Raw genomic sequence first — 22,202 nt, forward strand, 5'->3', positions numbered from 1 at the left:
AACCCGTATTTTTACTTGTACAATGGAAAACCAGCAACTAATGCAGTTACTTGTTTTCTCACTTCAATCAAATGGGCATCATCCTCTGGATTAGTTAAAACCTGATCTATTAAATCAACAATTTTCTCCATGTCCTGTTCTTTGAATCCTCTGCTGCTAATTGCAGCTGTTCCTACACGGATACCAGAAGTTACAAAAGGAGATTTATCGTCAAACGGCACCATATTCTTGTTCACGGTAATATCTGCTTTTTCAAGCGCATTTTCTGCAACTTTTCCAGTTATATTTTTGTTGCGTAAGTCAATCAGCATTAAGTGATTGTCTGTACCGCCTGAAATTATACCATAACCTCTGCTCATAAAAGCTTTCGCCATAGCCTGCGCATTGGCTTGTACTTGTTTAATATAAACCAGGTATTCATCGCTCAGTGCTTCACCAAATGCAATTGCTTTTGCTGCAATAATATGTTCTAACGGACCGCCCTGAGTACCTGGAAAAACCGCCATATCCAATACAGATGACATCATCCTGGTTTCTCCTTTAGGCGTTTTAATACCAAATGGGTTTTCAAAATCTTTACCCATCATGATCAGTCCGCCACGTGGTCCGCGTAATGTTTTGTGTGTAGTTGTAGTCACAATATGGCAATGAGGAAGCGGATTTGCTAATAAGCCTCTTGCAATCAGACCTGCAGGGTGAGAAATATCGGCAAGCACAAGTGCACCGATTTTGTCAGCTACACTACGGATAAAAGCGTAATCCCATTCTCTGGAATAAGCAGATGCACCGCAGATAATTAATTTTGGACGTTCTGCTAAGGCTACTTCTTCCAGTTTTGCATAATCAATCAGTCCGTCTTCTTTTTTAACACCATAGAAGAAAGGCTTGTATAATTTACCTGAAAAATTTACCGGAGAACCGTGAGTTAAGTGTCCTCCATGAGACAGATCAAATCCAAGGATTTTGTCTCCTGGCTGTATTACAGCCAGCATCACAGCTGCATTAGCCTGTGCACCAGAGTGAGGTTGAACATTTACCCATTCCGCACCAAATAGTTTTTTCGCACGTTCAATGGCAATATTCTCTATCTCATCAACTACCTGACATCCGCCATAATAACGTTTGCCCGGTAAGCCTTCAGCATATTTGTTTGTTAATACTGAACCCGCAGCTTCCATCACCTGTTTGCTTACAAAATTCTCCGAAGCAATCAGCTCAAGGCCGTTTTCCTGACGGTCTAATTCCCTGTCAATCAAATCAAAAATTAAAGTATCTCGTTCCATTTATCAAAGTATATTTTTGTAAAAATAATCATTTTCGTTAGAATCCAATTGTTTTTTAACGGTGACGAAGCTATCATGATCTTGTATCCACTTCGTTATCAAATTTGTAAGATCATGATGGTTTCACCAGAAGCTGTTGAAATTTAGATGCTCAAATTGTTTATAGTTTATTTTTAGGTGAAACAAGTCAGATTTATGTCTGGTAGCCTTCCTACCTGACATGAATCTGGCGCAGTTGCAGCCAAAAAGAAACATAAACAAATGAGCAGATGAATTTTTAACTGCTTCAGAGAATCCAATTGTTTTTTAACGGTAACGAAGCTATCATGATCTTGTGTCCGCTTCGTCGCTAAAGCATACGGATACGACTTCATGCAAACGATTTTAAACACCTACTCAGAACATATTTGTTTTTTCAACTGTTGTAAGCCTGAACACGTATTCGTTTTGTTTTTGAAATGACTATTATTTTGCGGTTATCTTAACTAAAATCCCGTACTTTGTATATTGTTGTCTATTAAACCCTGCATGGAAAACTTCAACACTCCATTATTACCTAACATAAACTATCCTGCTGATTTAAAGCAGTATACAGAAGATGATCTGGAACAAATCAGCCAGGAATTACGTCAGTATATTATTGATACTGTCAGTGTAAATGGCGGTCATTTTTCTTCTAGTCTTGGTGTTGTAGAGCTCACTGTAGCTTTACATTACGTTTTGAACACTCCTTATGATAAATTAGTCTGGGATGTGGGCCACCAGGCGTACGGCCATAAAATTTTAACCGGAAGAAAATCTGTTTTTCATACCAACCGCCTGTTAAACGGCATCAGTGGTTTCCCGAATATCAGCGAAAGTGAATATGATACGATGGGTGTAGGTCACTCTTCTACTTCAATTTCTGCGGCATTGGGTATGGCTGTGGCTTCACAGCTGAAAGGAGAGAAAGATCGTCAGCACGTTGCCGTAATTGGCGATGGTGCAATGACTGCCGGACTTGCTTTTGAAGGACTAAACCACGCCGGAATTGAAAATTCAAACCTGCTGGTTATTCTGAATGATAACTGTATGTCTATTGATCCGAATGTTGGTGCACTTAAAGAATACCTGACCAATATCACGACTTCCAAGTCTTATAACCGTTTCAGGGATGATATTTCAAGCGTACTGATTAAACTTTCTGAGCTTGGGCCTAATGCGCATAAATTCGTTAAAAAGATAGAAAAGAGTATCAAAGGCACTTTATTGAATCAAAGCAACCTTTTTGAAGCTTTAAATTTCAGGTATTTCGGCCCTGTTGATGGTCATGACGTAAAAAAGTTAGCCGCTGTTTTGAGAGATCTTAAAGATATTCCCGGCCCTAAACTTCTGCATTGTGTAACGGTTAAAGGAAAAGGCTTCGCATTAGCGGAAAAGGATCAAACGAAATGGCATGCTCCGGGTCTTTTTGATAAGATTACCGGTGAAATTAAAAAATCAGTAAATGATAAACCACAGCCGCCAAAGTATCAGGATGTTTTCGGACATACCCTGGTTGAGCTTGCTGAGGCTAATAAAAATATTGTAGGAATTACTCCTGCCATGCCTTCAGGATCATCAATGAATATCATGATGAAAGCTATGCCTGACCGTGCATTTGATGTAGGTATTGCTGAACAGCATGCGGTTACTTTCTCTGCCGGACTGGCCACGCAAGGTATGCTGCCTTTCTGTAATATTTATTCAAGTTTTATGCAGCGTGCTTATGATCAGGTGATTCATGATGTAGCTATACAGAACTTAAACGTAGTTTTCTGTCTGGACCGAGCAGGTTTTGCCGGTAGTGATGGCGCAACCCACCATGGTGCTTATGACCTGGCTTACATGCGCTGTATTCCAAACATGACTGTTGCTGCACCCATGAATGAGGAAGAACTCAGAAACCTGATGTACACGGCACAACTGGAAAACATGGGCCCTTTTTCTATCCGTTATCCGAGAGGAAACGGGGTGATGGCAGACTGGAAACGTCCTTTCAAAGCCATTGAGGTCGGAAAAGGAAGGAAAATCTGTGATGGAGAAGAAGTAGCTATCCTGACGATCGGAAACGTCGGTAACTTCGCTGTTGAGGCTTGTAAAGAATTAAATACGGAGGGTATTCACCCTGCACATTATGATATGCGTTTTGTTAAACCTATAGATGAGGTTTTATTACATGATGTTTTTTCACGTTATAAAAAGATAATTACTGTAGAAGACGGCTGCCTGCAAGGCGGAATGGGCTCTGCAGTGCTGGAATTTATGGCTGACCATAACTACCAGGCCAATGTAATCCGTTTGGGTATTCCTGACGAGGTGGTTGACCATGGAGAACAAAATGAACTGTGGGCGATCTGCGGTTATGATAAAGCTGGTATTATAGAAACTGTTAAAAAGATTACGGTTGGCAGAACTACTGCAACAATTGCTTCTTAACTAAACTCCCTGAACGGGAATAGATAGCATAAAAAAAGCTACTCCAAAACGGAGCAGCTTTTTTTATATCCTGTTATTTGCTGTTTATTCTACAGTCACAGATTTAGCCAGATTTCTTGGCTGATCTACGTTGCAACCTCTTAACAAAGCAATGTGATAAGAAAGTAACTGTAAAGGTATAGTCGCTAATAATGGAAGGAATGCCTCACTTGCATCAGGAATTTCAATGCAGTAATCAGCCATTTTACGAACTTCAGTATCACCTTCGGTAACGATAGCCAATACAATTCCTTTTCTTGCTTTTACTTCCTGAATATTACTGATTACCTTCTCGTAAGAAGAGTTTTTGGTCGCAATAACCACTACTGGCATTTCCTCATCAATCAGTGCAATAGGACCGTGCTTCATTTCTGCCGCAGGATAACCTTCTGCATGGATATAAGAGATCTCTTTTAATTTCAATGCACCTTCTAAGGCTACAGGGAAACCGCTTCCTCTACCTAAAAACAGGCAGTTTCTTGAATCTTTAAATTTATGCGCAATCTCTTTAATCAGGTCATTGGACTCTAAAGCCTTAGTGATCTTTTCAGGGATACAGTCCAGTTCAGTTAACAGCTCCACTAATTTAGCCTGCGTTAAAGTACCTTTCTGCTGTGCCATATAAAAGGCCATCAGTGTCAGTACGGTTACTTGTGCTGTAAATGCTTTAGTAGAAGCTACGCCGATTTCAGGTCCTGCATGGGTATAAACTCCTGCATGTGTTAAACGCGGGATCGATGAACCTACTACGTTACAAACACCGAAAATAGTTGCCCCTTTTTCTTTGGCCATTTCAATCGCCGCCATAGTATCTGCCGTTTCTCCGGATTGAGAGATCGCGATCACCACATCTTTTTCTGTAATAATCGGATTTCTGTAACGGAATTCTGAAGCATATTCTACTTCTACAGGTATACGTGCATATTCTTCAATTAAATATTCACCTACTAATCCCGCATGCCATGAAGTTCCGCAAGCGACAATAATAATACGGTCAATATTCTTTAGTTTATCGGCATACTCTTTAATCCCGCCTAACTGTACTCTACCCTCATTCGGATAAATACGGCCTCTCATACAGTCTCTGATCGATCTTGCTTGTTCAAAGATCTCTTTTAACATGAAATGTTCGTAACCACCTTTTTCAAGCATTTCCAGTTTAAGCTCCAGTTCCTGGATATAGGGGGTTTGTACAACGTTGTCTAATCTTTTGATTAATAATTCATCACGTTTTAAAAATGCGATTTCATTATCATTCAGATAAATTACGTTTTTAGTGTACTCAATGATCGGTGTAGCATCCGAAGCAATAAAGTATTCTCCTGCGCCTACCCCAATAACCATCGGACTACCTTTTCTGGCTGCAATTAATTGATCTGGCTGGTCATTGTCCATGATCACGATAGCATAAGCTCCGCTAACCTGGTGTAATGCCAAACGTACTGCTTCCAATAAGTCTGTGTTTTCCTTTTTATAGATCTCCTCTACTAAATGGATCAGTACCTCTGTATCTGTATCACTGTTGAAAACGTGACCTCTTGATAACAGCTCTTCTTTCAGGGTCGCATAGTTCTCTATAATCCCATTGTGGATGATAGTTAATTTGCCATCGTTAGAAGTGTGCGGGTGTGAATTTCTGTCTGAAGGTTCACCGTGGGTTGCCCAACGGGTATGTCCCATTCCAATCGTTCCGGTTTTATCTTTTCCCTCACTGAAATTTTCAAGCTCCTGAACCTTTCCGGCTTTTTTATATAATTTTAATCCGCTTTGGTTAATCAATGCAATACCTGCACTGTCATACCCACGGTATTCTAACCTTTTTAAGCCTTTCAGCACAATTGGCCAAGCTTCTCTATAACCTATATATCCTACTATTCCACACATATTATTCTAGTATAAAGGTGTAAATCTAGTCAATTAATGATTTAATTAAAGTAAAATAAAATATACTCTCCTTCTTTTGGGACAAATGTCCGCCGCAAGGGATGCCTGAAGCTTGCTGTTTTTTTTCGGCGTTAAGCAGCATTGAAACTATATTTAATTCGTTTTAGCAAATTATAATATAACAATTGATTATCCTGGCATCAAAGTGTGGAATTTCTCTACACTAAATAAACGAACACAAAAACATAATTAACTAACTAACAGCATTTTAATACACTAAAACGTTATTGGCATTATTATGTAACCTACCTGAATACGAATCATCGTATAAAAAAAACATATTTAAAAATATAACATATGAAAAATTTAATCTTAGGTGCAGCCATCTTAGCATTTGCAGGTGTCTCAACCGTTAAAGCAAACGATATTAAAACACCAGTTACTATAGTAATGCAACAAGACAGCACCACTAAAACTCCGGTTAAAATTGAAGAATTACCTGATGCCGTAAAAGCAACATTGTCATCAGACAAATATAAAGACTGGGCTCCGATTGCAGCGTTCAAAATCACAGACGCAAGCAAAGCTGAATACTACCAGGTTGATGCTAAAAAAGGAGAAGAAACTGCTTCACTTAAAATTGGCAAAGACGGAGTTGTAGTTCAATAACCAACACACATCATGAAGAACAGAAACCTGCCTTTGAAAAAGGGTGGGTTTTTTCACGCCTGAGTTATCCACATTTCGATGTGAATAACTCCAGTAAATGGGGATAACCCTGCAACGTTCCAGCATTTCCATTATACCTGTTTAAAGAAATTCCACAGCAACATTACACTGTATTACAGGTATATATGTAATTACGGAATATTAAATAACATATCTTAACGCCGAACTAAGTTATTGACAGTTATAAACACCCTCTCCTGAATTCAAAACTTTGTTTCTGTATTTTACACAGCCGTAATTTAGGAGAACAATGACAATTTAAGATTGTTATGTCACAACAAGTTTAAATTACGCAGTTATGGAACGAGAAGAAAGTCAGCATCATCTTAAAAATTTAACAGAATTAAATACCAGTACTTATGCGGTCAGAGCCGGACAACCGAGCCTGACTAACTGGACAGTTGTAAATTCTGCCAGGCAATTTATCGGAACTGTCAGAGATCTGCTGATTGATGATCAGCCACGGGCACGTTACCTTATTCTGAACCTCACGGGAAATATATGGAATATTGAAGAACGCGAAGTTTTAATTCCTATCAGTGCCGCAGAATTGCACAGGCACACGCAAGAGGTTATGCTCCCCAACATTACTTCACAGCAAATTTCAGCTTTACCTGATTATATCCAGGGAAATGTAATCATATCCACAGATTCTGAAATATATGGCCATAAAGATACTGACCAGGCCAGCGCAGTTGCAAAAGAAGCACATGGCAGCTATCCGGAACATATCCCCTTTCAGGTGATTACAAGAGTGTATCAGGAAGAAGCTGAGGCAGAAAATGCTTTTAAATTACTGCTCAAAAGAGGCTTCTCAGAAAGCGATATTAAAATTACACCTTACAATCCGCTGAATAGCGTAACCGATATTCAGGGCAATACCAATACACAGTTTCTGGGTGATGGTTCAAGAGACGAATACATCTTAAGTCTGGCAGCAAATTCAGCACTGGATGCAGTACTTGCGCAACAACTTTTAAATAATACAATTTAGCTGGTCACCCCAAATTAATTTTAGCAGAACCAGCCTGAAAAAGGCATTACACATATATCCATAATATTAAATTTCAGCACGATACAGAAAAAACCGTCCAAAATCATATTAGCTAAACAATAAGAATTTATTATTCCAGAAAGGAATAATAATGAGTATCCAAATCAGTTTTTTCCTCACACTATGGCAAGGTGTTTGCCTGATGTGGGTTATCTCCAATGAATTTATACTCATGTCAAATCAACTTAAAGATAATATGATTAAAAACTCTGACATTAGTGCGTTGGCGACTAATTTCCGTGAATACATCACCAGAAATAAGATTGAAGAAGAAAGGGATCAGCTGATAGAGGATTTAACTTCACGTAATCAGGATCTGAATCAATTCGCTTATATCACTTCCCATAATCTGCGCGCACCTTTATCGAATTTAATAGGCTTAATTGACATCCTGGATTACGATGTGCTGGATGAATATAATAAGACCATTGTAGATATGTTCAGGGACTCCGCTTTTAAGCTGAATGAAACTATCTATGATCTGACGCAGATGCTGAGCATCAAAACTGATAAAAAACTGAATATTGAAAGTGTAAATATCTGCAGTATCTTTAAAAAAGTATGTAATTATTTCAATAAACAAATCCACAAACTGGGAATTTATATACACACTGATTTCCAATGTGAAATGGTCCCTTTCCCCAAAAGTTACCTGGAAAGTGTATTGATGAACTTAATGTCAAATTCAATGAAGTATCATGCAGATAGCAGACCGCTCAGAATTGACATCACGACCAGGCTTAACGAGGATGGAAAAGTGAGCTTGATTTTCTCTGACAATGGCATCGGAATAGATCTTCAACAGCATAGGGACAAGGTTTTTGGGTTGAATCAACGTTTTCATAGTCATGTTAACGGAAGTGGTGTGGGACTGTTTATTACCAAAACCCAGATTACCTCTATGGGCGGCAAAATTATGGTTGAAAGTGAGCTTGACAAGGGCTGTAAGTTCACTGTAACCTTCAAATAACACTCATATATGTGACATCAATATGTGTCTTTATTTTAGCGTTTTAGTACGTCTTTACTACTAGTTTTGTAGTTAACGTATCCCATAGAACATGAAAAAGACCTTACTTGTTGCCGCTATAGTACTCGCCTTCACCAGCATTTTCAACCTAAAAGCCAATGCGCAGGCTGTAAGTGGTAACGTACCACTAAGCATAGTACTCTCAGATGCCTTCTCTATCACGCTAGGTGCAACTCCTAATGTAGTTTTCACTTATGCAACAGCTGCAGATTATGCAAGCAGTAAAACAGTCTTAAAATCAAACCATTTTACAGTGGTAAGCAACAAGCCATACAGTGTTGCAGTAAAAGCTGCGACAGAGTTTAATGTAATTGCGGGCAATGCAACACCGGTATCTTTAAGTGTGGTACAGGTGAGCATAGATCCAAGTACACCAACTACTGGTGCTACCTATGCTACGCCAGCTTTAACAACAACTAACCAGGCACTGGTTACTGCAGCCTCAGCGACACTTACAACTGCTTATAACGTAAATTACTCTATTCCTACAGCCGCAGGTTTGCTTGGGAAGGTGGCGGGAACATATGCCACTAATGTTGTTTACACAGTTACACAACCTTAAAGCGTACGACATGAAAAAAATCTTACTCATTATTGCCGTATTATTAGCTATTGGTACTCTTTTCAACCTAAAAGCCAATGCGCAGACTGTAACTGGTAACGTACCGCTAAGTATCGTACTTTCGGATGCCTTCTCCATCACACTGGGTGCAACCCCGGATGTAGTTTTTACTTATTCAACAGCTGCGGATTATGCCAGCAGTAAAACAGTCGCCAAAACAAACCATTTCACCGTGGTGAGTAACAAGCCTTACAGCGTTGCCGTAAAAGCTGCAACAGAGTTTAATGTAATCGCTGGTAATGCAACGCCGGTATCTTTAAGTGTGGTGCAGGTAAGCATAGATCCAAGCACACCAACTACCGGAGCCACTTATGCTACACCTGCTTTAACAACTACTAACCAGGCACTGGTCACCACAGCATCACCAACTCTTGCAGGTACTTATAACGTAAATTATACGATTCCTACCGCCGCTGGCTTAATTGGCAAGGTAGCAGGGACCTATGCTACAAATGTTGTTTATACGGTTACACAACCTTAATCTATTTGATGAGGATACTTACTGGTTTATTCATTCTATGCCTTGTCATGACACTGCCAGACACAGTGAAGGGACAGGGCTTTTCAATTTCACCTGCCAGGATCTTCTTTACCGGAAATCCGGGAGAAACAGTCAGCCAGACAGTCACCTTTGGGAATACTTCGGCAGGTGTATTATCTTTTGTAACCAGAATACAGGATTGGAACAGAGATTCACTGGGTACAAAAATCTATTACGATAGCAATACACTGCCTTTATCCAATGCCGGCTGGCTGACACTTTCATCAAATAACGTGGCCGTACAACCGGGAGAAAATAAACAGGTCAATGTATCCATGACTATTCCTGCGAATGCGGACAAGTTAACAACGAGCATGCTCTTTTTTACGCAGGTAAAAGAACAGGAGGCACAGCAGAAAAATGTGGCCAAGGTTGGTATTAATGTTCTAATGGAGGTCGGCATACAGGTTTATTATGTCCCCAGAGGACTAAATCCGGGAGAACTTGAATTTCTCTCTTTTGATGACCGCGGGATTTATGACAATGGAAAAGCAAAAATCCGCAGGCTGGCTTTAAAAATACACAATAAAGGAAATCTGAATAAAGATGCGTTCATCCGTTTTGAATTAACGAATAAAGAAACGGGTGAGGAAATAAAGATTAAACCCGAAGTGCTGGCCATGCTGCCTGATGCCACGCAATGGGTAATGGTTGATTTACCAAAAGATTTAAAGGGGAAATTCCTCGCTGTTGCTTTGCTTGATGCTGGTTCTTCTTATGATTTGAAAGTTGCTGAAAAAGAGATTATATACCGCCCTTAGTGTTATTTTTTGCTGTTTAACGGCCGGGAATGTCAATGCGCAGTTGATCATCAATCTGCCTGCAGCCAGTATTTCAGGACAAACGAGCTACGTGGTCAATTTAAATAGTGGCTCCTCTGCTTTTTTAAGCTTAGTGACAGCAGTAAATGTCAATGCCGCCGGCACAACTTTAACGCCAACGCCCGGCACCTTACCTGCGCTTGCACTCGCCCCAAACCTGATCAATATGAAGGTAACTTCAATTGGGGGTGTAAATCTCCTTTCAGGGGCAAATCCGATTATACTTTCCAGTGTATCACAAAACATTTATTTTGTAGCAGTTGGTTTACTGAGTGGTGTTATGCTTATTGATTACACGGTTTCCCCCTTGAATGTGGCCTGGGCAGCCGGAAGTTATGCGACAACCTTAACTTTTACCGGCAGCATCACCCCGCCAACACCTACACTCACCTTAAATGTACCTGCTTATATTACCTTAAATACGCTGATCCCGGCTACAACGGCCTTGAATGTTAACTCATTTGCCATTTTCAGAAGTGTAGCAGGGGTCAGTGCAGTATCCGGCAATGATTATTTCACAACTGTACCTACCTTATTTAGTGTCAGAGCAAGCAGCGGCACCTTCACTTTTACAACCACGCAACCTTATAATCAGTTGCCGGCAGCAAATAATGTAAATTTAATGAACGGGGTTCTTTCGGGCACTTACGCGGGTTCAGCAATTAGTCTTTCCGGGAGTGATCAGTTATTGACTGCTGCGACTGGAATCCCTGTTATTGTGACGAATAAAAGCATCCTGTCTTCTGCGTTAAGCATCAGCGGAGCTAATTTGCAAAGCAATTTTGTACAAGCCGGAACTTATACGGTACCGGTAGTTTACACGGTATCCAAAACAGCATCTTCCTTTCCTGCTACTTTAGCCTCACAAACGATGAACAGCTCTGTTCAGGTCAATGTAAGCAACCTGATGGAATTGATTGTTCAGGATCCCAGTGTAACGCTCGCTGTCAGCAGCACTGCAAACTATCAGCAAGGGGTAACCACAACCAAGCCAGGCCATGTTAAAGTGAGCAGTACTGTTCCATATAATGTAACTGTGAAGGCAAGCAGCAGCGTTTTAAGCTCTTCTGGAGGTGTGCAAATACCTGTTGGGGTAATTACCATTGAAGGAATGACGGGTCAGACTGGAGTCACGCCTGTTGTGCTCTCTGCAAGCCCTCAGCCAATCATTACTTCTGCTAATCCTACGGTAGACCGGCTGCTTAATTTACAATACCGCATTCCTTCTACGCAAACCTCTAATCTGCTGAATAAAACTGCAGGAAGTTACAATACAACGGTTACCTATACTATTGTAGCGCCTTAGTTAAAATCTGCTGACGGTAACTTTCCGGCGCTGGTCGTGGTAGAGAAAGGTCAGCATGCCAACGGGAGCTCCCTGAAGGGAAACTTCTTCTTTTTCATTCTCAATGGAAAATGGCATCCCTGCAGTCTCAATATAAACGGTGTATTTATTTCTTGGCAGATAGAAACAGAAATTTCCCTGGTCATCTGTTAAGGTCTGATGAATACGGCCGTTTGGATCTGCGGCGCTGATTTTTATGCCTGCAAGTACTGGTGCTCCATCACCGTATTTTTCTGCTTTCAGCTTCAGACAGCCATTCAGGGCTTGTGTTTTTACCAATGGAATTTCCAGTTTCTTGCTTTTATCTAAAAATACAACGGTAGGGTCCTGCAAACTCCAGCCCCTGGTATTGGTCACAGAAATGGTATAGGCTTCTTTTTTCATATCCCTGAATTCTACGATCCCTTTACTGTTGGTCAGCGCGGCTTCGCCATTGATTTTCACTAATATACCAGCCACGGGTGCTTCTCCAGGATCACGCTGCCCGTTGCTGTTGTGGTCTTCATAATAAGTTAACAGCAGTTTTTTGGTGCCTGAGCTGCCCTTTGCGCCAAATTGTTTTTCTACACCGAATCTCAGTTGTCTGTTTTCGAAATATAGATTGTCCAGGTTATTCACGGTATTTGGAATCGGGTTATAGAGCTGGATGGGTTGCTTTTGCCTGGTTATGGTATATTGAAGATCACTGGTGAGTGCCCAGTTTCCTTTCAGCAGATACCTGATATTGCTGTTCACAGAATAATTATTGCTATGGGTAAAGCCGTAATAGTTATACATCCCGCCTAAACGGAAAGTCAGGTTATTTTGCAAGGCTTCAAAGTGTACGTTAGGGCCAAAAGAATATAACTGGTATTGATTAGTTCCGGTGGAAGACAGAATATCGGAAATATAGTAGGGGTTTAATTGGATGTAACTGCTGAACCCAAGAACTGGCAGGTTATAACTGGTATTAATTTTAACGGAATGAAAGGGAGCTGTCGGCCTTTCTGAGGTATTCACATAGGTATAACCGTAATCGGCTGTCATGGAAAAACTTTGTACACGCCCGCTATAAGCTATGTTCGCACTAAAACGCATCGATGAAGATCTCCAGTCTGCATTAGCGCCAAACTGATCAGTCACGGCAGAGGTAATCAAATGCTGATCAATGAAGTAAGGCCCAAAACCAATAAAGAAATTTCCAGCCCTGGTATTAAATCCCAATTCATAAATGTATAGCGCATTTTTATTAATCCCGGTATTAAAGATATTATTGAACTCGTATTGATACTTCGGACTATTGACCTGCATACTAAAGTGAGCTGCAAGGCTATTGTCGTTTTCAAATTTACGGGTCAGCCGCAGGTCTGTCAGCAACAGGCCGCGTCTTAATCCTGTAAAATACGGACTGCTGTAATAACCGCTTCCGGCAAATTGATAAGCAGTGGTATTGAACGCGTAATTCATTCCTGCAGAAACGCCTTGCTGAGCAGCAGCATTCGTTTTATTCTGCTGTTCCAGTGAATAGCCTGCTTCAAAGTCCAGGAGCTGCCCTTTGCCAATATTCACACCAGCTTTCATACTCAGCTGATTGGCATCAATACCGGTAAAAGGGTCACGGCTATGTATATAGGTAAGCCGCCGGTCACCTTTAGTGTCTGGAGTAGCGAGGTTATAGTCAACTGCCAGAATTTTTGCCCCGGGAATTGTAGTATTGAGCTGGTCATACAGCAGGAAATTATTCTGAATACCATAAACGGACAACACGCCGTTATCTTTCATTTTCAGACTCGCTTTTATACCTCTGCCGCCCAAAGAAAAGTCTATGTTCTCATATATATTACCCACTTTAACTCCCCAGCCTTTGGCCTGGTAATCTGCATAGGTGTTATAAATATTAATTCCATTCGCATTTTGCTGGTGGTACTGGTCAGCATTTAGCCGATATTCCAGGGATGCGTTATCTCCTGTTTTAACTTTACCATTCGCTTGCAATTGATAAAAGGAGGAATTACTGCTCAGACTGGCATAACGTAATGCGACAGTATTAGACAGGGTACCTGTATATGGATCTCCGCCCATACTCAGCCTTCTTGCATTGGTCACGTTAACAATCCGGATCATTTTAACAGCCAATGGGTGATTACCGGCATCTACTGCCTGAATAGTCACCGTGAAATCTGCGGGAATACGGGTGTTTATTTTATTCCTGGCCAGAAAGGGCAGCAGTTGCTGCGTACCGGGCTGCAGGGTAAGATTCATAGTCTGCCCTGTAAATTCCAGTCCGTCGGGAATACCGGAAAGGAGCAGTCTGAAGGTAATGGGCACAAAACCGTTATTTGCACAGCGTACTACAACCTGCGCCTGGTTATTGAGCTGTCCGAGGTAAACTTCATCTTCTTCTGTACCGATCGTAAGGCCGCCAACATCAGTAAGCTGAGTGCGGAACGTGGCAGATTTCTGTACCTCAATGCGCCCTTTAGAAGCGATCAGGTGAACTGTAAAGAGCTGGCTGTTGTTATTAATGGTCTGCCGGTCTGCAATATATTTCAAGGGAAAAACCCTGCTCTCTCCTGCTTTCAGCGCCACGCTGTCCGGCAAAGAGATCAGTCCTCTGGTCAGCAGCTTTTCTTTTGGGTCTTGCCGCAGAGTTACGGCTTCTTTTTCGAAATTTGTAACCTTTAATAAATTAGAGAAGGTTTCCCCGCCTTTAATATCAAGCGTATCCCGGGTGAAAGTGTATTTTACCTGAGCTGATACATTAAATCCGGCCAGACAGCAAAGCATCAAACATACTATTTTCAAATAGCCGATTTTATTCATCATCGTTCATGATAAAAAGCATATCTGCCTTGCAGGACAAGGAATACCGCCAATTGAGTTTTTATTTGAATTGAGCAAGCAGCTCACCCTTACTGTTAATATTCAGTTTCTTATAGGTTCTTTTGATATACTGACGCACAGTATCTAAGGAGATTCCATATTTATAACCTATCAATTTATAACTCAGGCCATGCTGAAGGCCTTCTACGATCTGGCGTTCTCTATAACTTAATTTAGATTGATAGTCTATGGTATACTGTACTTGCTGAATTACGTTCCGGGAGATAGATGGACTAAAAACCGATCCTCCGCGGTAAGTAGTCACAATGGTAGAAATTACGTCATCCACACAGGTGTCTTTAGTCAGATAACCCATCGCTCCTGCTTTTACACAGGCCAGCACACTGTTATGATCTTGAATATTGCTGTAAACAACAACATTGGTATTGGGAAATTTGCGGTAAATATCAGGAATGACATCAATTCCGTTGACTTCAATATCGAGCAGAGTAACATTGGGCTCCTGAGAGGGCTGGACTTTTTTACATTCCACCATTGATCCAATGTCAAGGGTTACTTTTAAATTATGCTGATGCTGATGGTTTAACATCACACGCATCATATTCCTGCTCTGCTGATTGGTATCAATAATTCCAACTTTAATCATAATTTCCCCTCCTTAGCCACATTTCGTAAATAACTTGAAATGATATGAAATAAAGTTAATAAATACTTTAACGGCTTAAGTGTTCATTCCGTTCATTCACTAACGAGGGGATAAAACAAAACAGAATCTACTTTAATGCACTGCTAATGAGCGGAATAACGTCTGAAGCATCGGCACTTAGAAAAGAGTCTCTCAGGGCCCTGCCCAGGTTTACATGCTCTTTAATACTTTCCGCTCTTAATTGATAATAAGCAGAGAATGCGGTACTTAAGTTTGGGTAATGGAGTAAACAGTGGGATAATGTTTTCGCATCCAGCATCGCATTGGTTGTACCTGCACTTGTGAATGGAAGCGCAACGTGCGCGGCATCACCGATCAGCACTACGTTCTGATGATGAAAGCTTGGCAGCAGGTCAAAATCCCTGGTATTCCAGATATAACTGGTCCGAAAGTCGTTACATTTTAAAACCTGCTGTACTGTTGCAGGAAAGTCTTTCAACAGGTTCAAACATAGTTCATGCAGCAGTTCGTGATATTGATCGGAATCACGCGGATTAATTCCTTCCGGAATGTCAGCTAACAGCGGGTCATATTGCATAAACCAAACCATTTCTGTTGCCGAGGTTGGAATAAGGCCGAAGGATAGTCCCTGGTCTTTTTGCTGAAATTTAGTAAATTTCCCTTGTAGGGCAGCAGCCAGCTCTGCGTGCTGGATAATACCAACTACCTCTTTTACTTTACCGGGCTCAAATTTCACCTCTCCGAATAACTGTTGCCGCACGATAGAATTCGCGCCATCTGCACCGATAAAAACATCGCCGTATTCGACTTCTCCATTTGAAAATGCAGCAGCAACAACCTGGTCTGCTTCATATACAAAATGAGAAAATACACGGTTGTTCCTGAGCCTGGATGCGGGCAGCAATTGATTTAAGCAGGCCAGCAGGTCTGTGCGTTTGAAGCATTGCCAGTCTTCGAGTATTTTTTCATTCACGATCAGCCCGTCAGCATCCCTGAGTATGAAGGTGTGAACAGGTTTGCCCGGAAGCGGGCAATTACTTTCAGTTGCAAGTTCATTGAGTACAGTAATGCCGTCATGGTGCATCAGAAAGGCATGTCCTCCTACGGCAGAGAAAATTTGTCTTTCATTGACACTCACGTCAATATCATGCTGATGTAAGTAAATTCCCATACATAATCCAGCGATCCCTCCGCCTAAAACGACTACTTTCATAAGTTATTCACCGTAGTTTTTATGTTATATAATGCTTGGTTGAGAATGTCTTCTGAAGTTGCAAAACTCATCCTGATAAATCCTTCTGCACCTTCTCCAAACCATTCTTTGGCACCGGGAACTACGGCAACTTTGGCCTGGTCAAGTAAAAGCTGATGAATTTCTTTACTGCTTTTTCCAGTCCCTGTAATGTTGGTAAATGCGACATAACATCCTTCGGGAGAGATACATTTAAATCCATTCGTCGAATTGAGTTCGCGAACAGTCAGATCTCTCATTTTCTGAAGGTGTACCAGGAAATCGTCTAACCAGTATCCGCAGTCATTAAGTGCTGTAGTTGCTGCAACCTGCGAAAGTATATTCGCGCCATGAATGGTAGAGCCGTGCAGGGAAACTTCAAATAAGCGATCATAATGCACCTGGTTGGAGGCCATCACTGCACCAATACGCAGGCCTGCAAGGCCGTAAGATTTACTAAAACCTGTTACGGTTATAGTCTGGTTCCGGATCTGCTCATTAAGCGCAGCTATGCTTGTATATATATTCGGGGTGTAAACAATATCACTCCATATTTCATCTGATAAAATAATCAGCCCATGTTTACAGGCGATCTCTCCTAACTGAAGTAATTCGCTTTTTTTAAAGACCTTTCCCGTCGGGTTCAATGGGTTACAAAGACAGATCATACGGGTTTTAGGCGTGATCAGGCGTTCAAGGTGAGCGAAGTCAACGGTATCAGATCCCGGAGGAATAGCAAATGGAACAGCCACTCCGCCAACTGCTTCAGTAGAATATCTGAAAAGGAAATCTACGGGATCAAAGATAATGGCTTCATCACCCGGGGAAAGGAATGCTTTACAGGTTAAGTAAATACCGAAGGCGGCACTATCGACTGGAAATATAAATCCAGGATTCGCCGGAATATTCCGTTTAACGGAATAATAATTAGCCAGGCTTTCTTTAAATTCAGGTAATCCTGCAGCAGGGCCGTAAGAAAGGTATCTATCCTGTGTAAACCTGATAATTGACTCTGCAATTTCGGGTGCACTGGGAAAGTCGGGATCTGCGGCAGTAAGCGGAATAACTCCCTCAGGCACAGTAGCCCATCTTAAGTTAAACGCTCTCTTCTTTAGAATATCCAGGTTGACAGATTGGGATTGAAACATCCTCTAAAACTATAAATTTTCTAGAATTTCCAGAAACTTTTCTTTCACTAAAGGCTTGATTATAAATTCACAAACTTCTTCTATGTTTTTTGATCTTTCCATTTCATGCGGAGAGATGGAGGAGGAGACAATATAGAGTTCGTTTCTCTTCACAAAAGAGGGATATAATTCCTGATATTCTGCTAAGAATTCCCACCCATCCATAACTGGCATATTCAGATCCAGAAAGATAACATCGGGCAGCAGTTCTTTTTTATCCTGAATTTCTTTCAGATGCGTAATCGCCTGCAGTCCGTCTGAAAAAACTTCAACTTCAACATTTTCAGAGACTTTCAGCATTGTTTTTTTTGTAAGGAATACAAAAATATCATCATCATCGATGAGGTACACTTTTTTCATTACCAATTCATATTTTGATTTACAAATTCTATTGAAAAAATAGAACCCTGGTCTGGAAAACTCTCCACCCAAATTTTACCTCCCATGGCTTCCACCTGAGTTTTCGTCATAAATAATCCAAGGCCTTTTGCGTCAGGATGGCGGTGAAATACTTTTCCAATTTTAAAGATATTGTCTTTATGTTTCACAAGGTCTATACCCAATCCATTATCCTGAACGGTCAGCACAATATTCCCCTCTTTCATTTTAGAGGCGAGATTCAAAGATAGTTGTCTTTCGGGCGACTGATATTTAATCGCATTACTGATCAGGTTATAAAAAATACTCGCCAGATATTTATGCGGATACAATACTGCAGGCGCATCTTCAAAGTCAACCCTGATTTTTGCTTTTGCTTTCTGGATCTCTACATAAAGTCCATCGAGTGCTTCCTGGAGACAGGTACTAAAATTCAGCCTGTCGAGTTTAATATCTCTGTCTAACCTGATTTGTATCGATTCAACCAGTTCATTAAATGTACTTTTCAGACTTTCTATAACAGGTTCCAGTTTTGAAACCAGCATTTTTTGTTCTTCAGCGTCTTCGGCTTCTTGTATAAACTCTGCCAGCATAGCCATATTGATTAACGGCCCGCGTAAATTATGGGAAACTACATTACAGAAATCTATCAGTTGTGTATTCTGTATAGCTAACTGTTCCATAATCAGCGTTTGCTTCTCTTCCAGAAGTTTACGTTCGGTAATGTCTATTCCAAAACCAATGACCATAATGAAGTTCCCTTTTTCATCGTGCATGGGGAACATCCTTCTTAAGAAGGTAATATTATTTCCATTCGGGTCTTTCTGGCTTTCTTCCCAGCCTATCGCCTTCCCGGTATTCTTGACTTCCAGAAACTGTGCCCTGCGCGCTTTGGCAATTTCGGGGTTACGGTTTCTGTAAGCGGCATATTCAAAGTCATCCTTTCCTATAATGAACTTTCTGTATTCTTCATTTTTAATCGCCATTGGATTAGCGAAAAGATACTTGTGGTCTGCATCAAATACCACAATATCCTGCGGAATATTATTGAGAATACTCTCATAAAATTCTTTAATACTATTATTAATTACCGGAAGTTTAAGCTGTAACAAGCTGGCTGCCTGTTGTGCAAGCAGGGCAAGGCCTTTGTGCTGTTCCTGATTTAAGGTGAGTTGTTTCGGACCGGCCACACTTAAGTGCCCGATGACCAGATTCTTATTCACAACGATGGGTATAGCAATCAAAAACGGGAATATATCATTGATAGAATTGTCTCTGGGAGTTTCAGTCAGGTCTATACCCAGTTTTGCTTTATACCATATCCGGTTTTTATCAACAAAAGTGATAGCCGAAACCGGTGCCTGTGTAATAATAGCAGCAAGTTTGACGACATTGTCAAACTCCTGTTCTTCACCAGTATCCAAAATTTCCAACACATAAAGCGCAGCAATTCTGTCAGCTTCATTCCTAAGTGATGGGATATTAATCATATGCAGGTTTCAGTCAACAATTTTGACGATACAAAGCTAGTTATTAGATTGATTCTTTTATTAAAAAGAAAAAGCCTTGTGATCATTTATCCAAGATAGAATTTTTTCTCCACATTCAATCCTGCTCTAAACTAAACAGCCGTTCTTTTTATTCACCCATTTAATAATTATGTGAATAAAGCTCGCTCATTTTGTTCATTATCTTTAAATAAATTGAGAAATTGTCAGGATGTTTGAATATTTTAGTGTTTTAAATGGTTATGAGACAAAACTTTAGGTGGCAGGAAAGACACAACGCTGAGCATATGATGGGGTACGCTGAAAAGAATAAAAACTTTCTCACGGTCATTGAAAAATGTAATGAACTAATATTTTTTACAAAAAAAAACGGTGACTTTATTCATGTTACCACCTCTGCTGAGCAACTATTCGGTTTTAGTAACGATGAGTACATGGGGTTCAACTTAACAGACACTGTACATCCTGATGAACTGAATCAGACCAGGGAAAGACTTCAGCTGGTACTTTCTTCACCCGGGGCGAACGTCAATTTGAAATTCAGAAGCCGGACCAAACAAAGTGAATACCACTGGATTGAGGGGGTAATGACTAATTTATTAGATGATAGTATGCAGGCGCTAATGTTCAGATTTAATGATATTACGGACCGGATAAATGATGAAAATGAACAGGCCTTATTGATTCAGGAGTTTACGAAGAGAAATCAGGATCTTAATCAATTCGTTTATATTATCTCTCATAACCTGAGAACGCCACTGGCTAATTTAATAGGTTTGATTAATATTCTGGAAACCGATCTGCTTGATGATTATAATAAAGGAATTGTTGAGCTGTTTAAATGTTCTACAGACAGGTTAAGTGAGACTGTTTTTGATCTTACGCATATTTTAACGCTGAAAGACAACCAGGGTGTAAAAATTACAAAGGTTAATGTGCAGAAAGTGTTTGAAAAAGTATGTCATTCGTTTAATGAACAAATTAAACAGCTTGGCGTGATACTGACCAGTAATTTTGATTGCGCGCATATACATTTCAATAAAAGTTACCTGGAAAGTATATTGATGAACCTGCTTTCCAATGCGATTAAATATCGGCTGCATAGCAGGCAGCTTGAAATAAAGGTGATGCTAACCAGGGATGAGCACCATAATTGTACACTGACCTTTTCAGACAATGGAATGGGTATTGATATGAACGCGAACAAAGACAAGCTCTTCGGCCTTCATCAGCGTTTTCATAGCCATATTACCGGGAATGGGGTAGGCCTGTTTATTACCAGGTCACAAATTACCTCTCTTGGTGGAAATATCGAAGTTCAAAGTGCAGTAAATGAAGGAACAACTTTCACGATTACCTTCAAAGGAGAAACTGCTAACTTGTTAAGCCAGAACCACCAGCTTGTCCTACAATAGACTCTATAGCCATATTTAATTTTTTTGAAGAATCATTCAGGAAGTTCAGAGTCTGCTGGGTATCCTCTCCTGGATATTTAATCAGGAATTCTGTCAGGCTCATAATATTTGCCAGCGGAGCTCTGACCAGATGACTCTGAATCCAGGCAATTTCTTTCAGGTCTTTATTTTGACGTTCGATTTTCTGAATGTAATTAATCCGTTCAGATACATCTGTTGCCAGGACCAGACGGGCTTCACGCTCTTCAAACCTGATCGTATTCGTCTCAATCTCTACCGGAAAGACTTCTTTATTCTTATTAATATGAATTAATATCCCGGAATAATCCCTGTTATTAATCATACTGGTCAGATCCATCAGTTTACTGCTTTCTGATTGCGGACGAATATCCACAATATTCATCTGAAGGAATTCTTCTTTGGTATAGCCGTATTTATTACAGGCTGCATCATTTGCGTGCAGAAACTTTCCATTCTCTATGTCAAAAACATACATCGGAACGGGGTTGGCTTCAAACGTATTCCTGAAATAACGCTCTGAGGCATCCAGTCTGGAAATCAGGTTTGCTTCTTTTTTGATAGTCTGTTCCAGGCCATTTAATACTTTACTGATTAACATGACACTGATCAAACTCACAAAAATAAGGTTACCGGAGTAAGATGCCCACAATGGTAAGTCATAACTTTGCAGCAGCGGGCTCTCAAAGAGTTTATATTGTATGACCGCCCCAAAGCCTGCACAGATCAGGACATTCAGTCCTACGAGCCAGTAAGCCGCAGGACGGGGGAAAATCATAGCAGAAAAGATAGTAATGATAATCAAATAAAGTACTCCCGGGCCTTCTGAGCCCAGAACTGCTATATAAATGATTGCCAGCACATATAGAAGAAATAATGCTAATATTTTCCTGGTGTGAATCATGATTTTCTTATTGAAAATGATAGATAATAAAGCAAATACAAAAACAACGTTAAACCATTGTACGATAGTATTGCCTGCAAAAAAACCAAAGGTAACTGAGGAGACGAATGCGACTATACTAATAACAAAACCATAGCTGATCACATTTCTAAAAAGTCGTTTCCGCCAAAAGACATGCTCCTCTTCTGAGGGGTCTGAATTCCTGAGCACGGCCTGCTCAATGAGCCGCTGCATCCTCCACCAATGTTCTTTGATTGAAAACATAG

General features: G+C 40.5%; 18 protein-coding genes. 9 read left to right on the forward strand and 9 right to left on the reverse strand.

The annotated features are described in order from the left end of the window. Nucleotides 1–11: 11 nt before the first annotated feature. On the reverse strand, nucleotides 12–1,283 hold the full coding sequence (glyA, locus tag LY11_RS07250; RefSeq protein WP_111633045.1) for a serine hydroxymethyltransferase: 1,272 nt from the start codon (nucleotides 1,281–1,283) through the stop codon (nucleotides 12–14). A 528-nt stretch (nucleotides 1,284–1,811) separates the two neighbouring features. Between glyA and dxs the strand changes: the two genes are divergently transcribed. Further along, the gene (dxs, locus tag LY11_RS07255) at nucleotides 1,812–3,740 is read left to right on the forward strand and encodes a 1-deoxy-D-xylulose-5-phosphate synthase (protein ID WP_111633046.1); all 1,929 of its coding nucleotides are present in this window, start codon (nucleotides 1,812–1,814) and stop codon (nucleotides 3,738–3,740) included. An 84-nt stretch (nucleotides 3,741–3,824) separates the two neighbouring features. Here the strand turns inward: dxs and glmS are convergent, their stop codons facing one another. Beyond that, nucleotides 3,825–5,663 carry a glutamine--fructose-6-phosphate transaminase (isomerizing) gene (gene glmS / locus LY11_RS07260; protein ID WP_111633047.1) on the reverse strand — a complete coding sequence of 613 codons (1,839 nt, stop codon included), beginning with the start codon at nucleotides 5,661–5,663 and terminating at the stop codon, nucleotides 3,825–3,827. Between the two features lie 357 nt (nucleotides 5,664–6,020). Here glmS and LY11_RS07265 point away from each other — a divergent pair, with 357 nt between their 5' ends. The 7 genes from LY11_RS07265 (at nucleotide 6,021) to LY11_RS07295 (ending at nucleotide 11,766) form a co-directional block, all read left to right on the forward strand. After that, the gene (locus LY11_RS07265) at nucleotides 6,021–6,332 is read left to right on the forward strand and encodes a hypothetical protein (RefSeq protein ID WP_111633048.1); all 312 of its coding nucleotides are present in this window, start codon (nucleotides 6,021–6,023) and stop codon (nucleotides 6,330–6,332) included. Nucleotides 6,333–6,690: 358 nt separating this feature from the next. Continuing rightward, entirely contained in the window at nucleotides 6,691–7,386 is a 696-nt protein-coding gene (locus tag LY11_RS07270) for a PRC-barrel domain-containing protein (protein ID WP_111633049.1), read from the forward strand. A gap of 232 nt (nucleotides 7,387–7,618) precedes the next feature. Then, the gene (locus tag LY11_RS07275; protein ID WP_170132648.1) at nucleotides 7,619–8,416 is read left to right on the forward strand and encodes a sensor histidine kinase; all 798 of its coding nucleotides are present in this window, start codon (nucleotides 7,619–7,621) and stop codon (nucleotides 8,414–8,416) included. Nucleotides 8,417–8,507: 91 nt separating this feature from the next. Continuing rightward, nucleotides 8,508–9,038 carry a hypothetical protein gene (locus LY11_RS07280; RefSeq protein WP_111633051.1) on the forward strand — a complete coding sequence of 177 codons (531 nt, stop codon included), beginning with the start codon at nucleotides 8,508–8,510 and terminating at the stop codon, nucleotides 9,036–9,038. Nucleotides 9,039–9,048: 10 nt separating this feature from the next. Continuing rightward, nucleotides 9,049–9,579 carry a hypothetical protein gene (locus tag LY11_RS07285; protein WP_146610809.1) on the forward strand — a complete coding sequence of 177 codons (531 nt, stop codon included), beginning with the start codon at nucleotides 9,049–9,051 and terminating at the stop codon, nucleotides 9,577–9,579. A gap of 8 nt (nucleotides 9,580–9,587) precedes the next feature. Continuing rightward, nucleotides 9,588–10,400, forward strand: coding sequence for a fimbrial biogenesis chaperone (locus LY11_RS07290; RefSeq protein ID WP_146610810.1), 813 nt, complete (start codon nucleotides 9,588–9,590; stop codon nucleotides 10,398–10,400). Further along, nucleotides 10,369–11,766, forward strand: coding sequence for a hypothetical protein (locus LY11_RS07295; protein WP_111633054.1), 1,398 nt, complete (start codon nucleotides 10,369–10,371; stop codon nucleotides 11,764–11,766). The genes LY11_RS07290 and LY11_RS07295 overlap by 32 nt, the downstream gene beginning before the upstream one ends. On the opposite strand, the gene LY11_RS07300 is transcribed toward LY11_RS07295, so the two are convergent. The 6 genes from LY11_RS07300 to LY11_RS07325 form a co-directional block, all read right to left on the reverse strand. Further along, on the reverse strand, nucleotides 11,767–14,610 hold the full coding sequence (locus tag LY11_RS07300) for an MSCRAMM family protein (protein WP_111633055.1): 2,844 nt from the start codon (nucleotides 14,608–14,610) through the stop codon (nucleotides 11,767–11,769). It abuts the gene before it with no gap. A 58-nt stretch (nucleotides 14,611–14,668) separates the two neighbouring features. Next, entirely contained in the window at nucleotides 14,669–15,274 is a 606-nt protein-coding gene (locus LY11_RS07305; RefSeq protein WP_111633056.1) for a LuxR C-terminal-related transcriptional regulator, read from the reverse strand. A gap of 127 nt (nucleotides 15,275–15,401) precedes the next feature. Next, the gene (locus LY11_RS07310) at nucleotides 15,402–16,508 is read right to left on the reverse strand and encodes an FAD-dependent oxidoreductase (protein WP_111633057.1); all 1,107 of its coding nucleotides are present in this window, start codon (nucleotides 16,506–16,508) and stop codon (nucleotides 15,402–15,404) included. After that, nucleotides 16,505–17,674: a pyridoxal phosphate-dependent aminotransferase gene (locus LY11_RS07315; protein ID WP_111633058.1), complete on the reverse strand. Its 1,170-nt coding sequence runs from the start codon at nucleotides 17,672–17,674 to the stop codon at nucleotides 16,505–16,507. The genes LY11_RS07310 and LY11_RS07315 overlap by 4 nt, the downstream gene beginning before the upstream one ends. A gap of 9 nt (nucleotides 17,675–17,683) precedes the next feature. Beyond that, nucleotides 17,684–18,073, reverse strand: a complete 390-nt coding sequence (locus tag LY11_RS07320; protein WP_111633059.1) for a response regulator — start codon at nucleotides 18,071–18,073, stop codon at nucleotides 17,684–17,686. Further along, nucleotides 18,073–19,581, reverse strand: coding sequence for a sensor histidine kinase (locus tag LY11_RS07325; protein ID WP_111633060.1), 1,509 nt, complete (start codon nucleotides 19,579–19,581; stop codon nucleotides 18,073–18,075). Before LY11_RS07325 ends, LY11_RS07320 begins: the two co-directional genes overlap by 1 nt. Nucleotides 19,582–19,841: 260 nt before the next feature. Here LY11_RS07325 and LY11_RS07330 point away from each other — a divergent pair, with 260 nt between their 5' ends. After that, the gene (locus LY11_RS07330) at nucleotides 19,842–21,014 is read left to right on the forward strand and encodes a PAS domain-containing sensor histidine kinase (RefSeq protein ID WP_170132649.1); all 1,173 of its coding nucleotides are present in this window, start codon (nucleotides 19,842–19,844) and stop codon (nucleotides 21,012–21,014) included. Here LY11_RS07330 and LY11_RS07335 read toward each other — a convergent pair. Beyond that, nucleotides 20,974–22,200: a PAS domain S-box protein gene (locus LY11_RS07335; protein ID WP_111633062.1), complete on the reverse strand. Its 1,227-nt coding sequence runs from the start codon at nucleotides 22,198–22,200 to the stop codon at nucleotides 20,974–20,976. The genes LY11_RS07330 and LY11_RS07335 overlap by 41 nt on opposite strands. Nucleotides 22,201–22,202: the final 2 nt, after the last annotated feature.

Source organism: Pedobacter cryoconitis (assembly GCF_003259615.1).
GTDB classification, from domain to species: domain Bacteria; phylum Bacteroidota; class Bacteroidia; order Sphingobacteriales; family Sphingobacteriaceae; genus Pedobacter; species Pedobacter cryoconitis.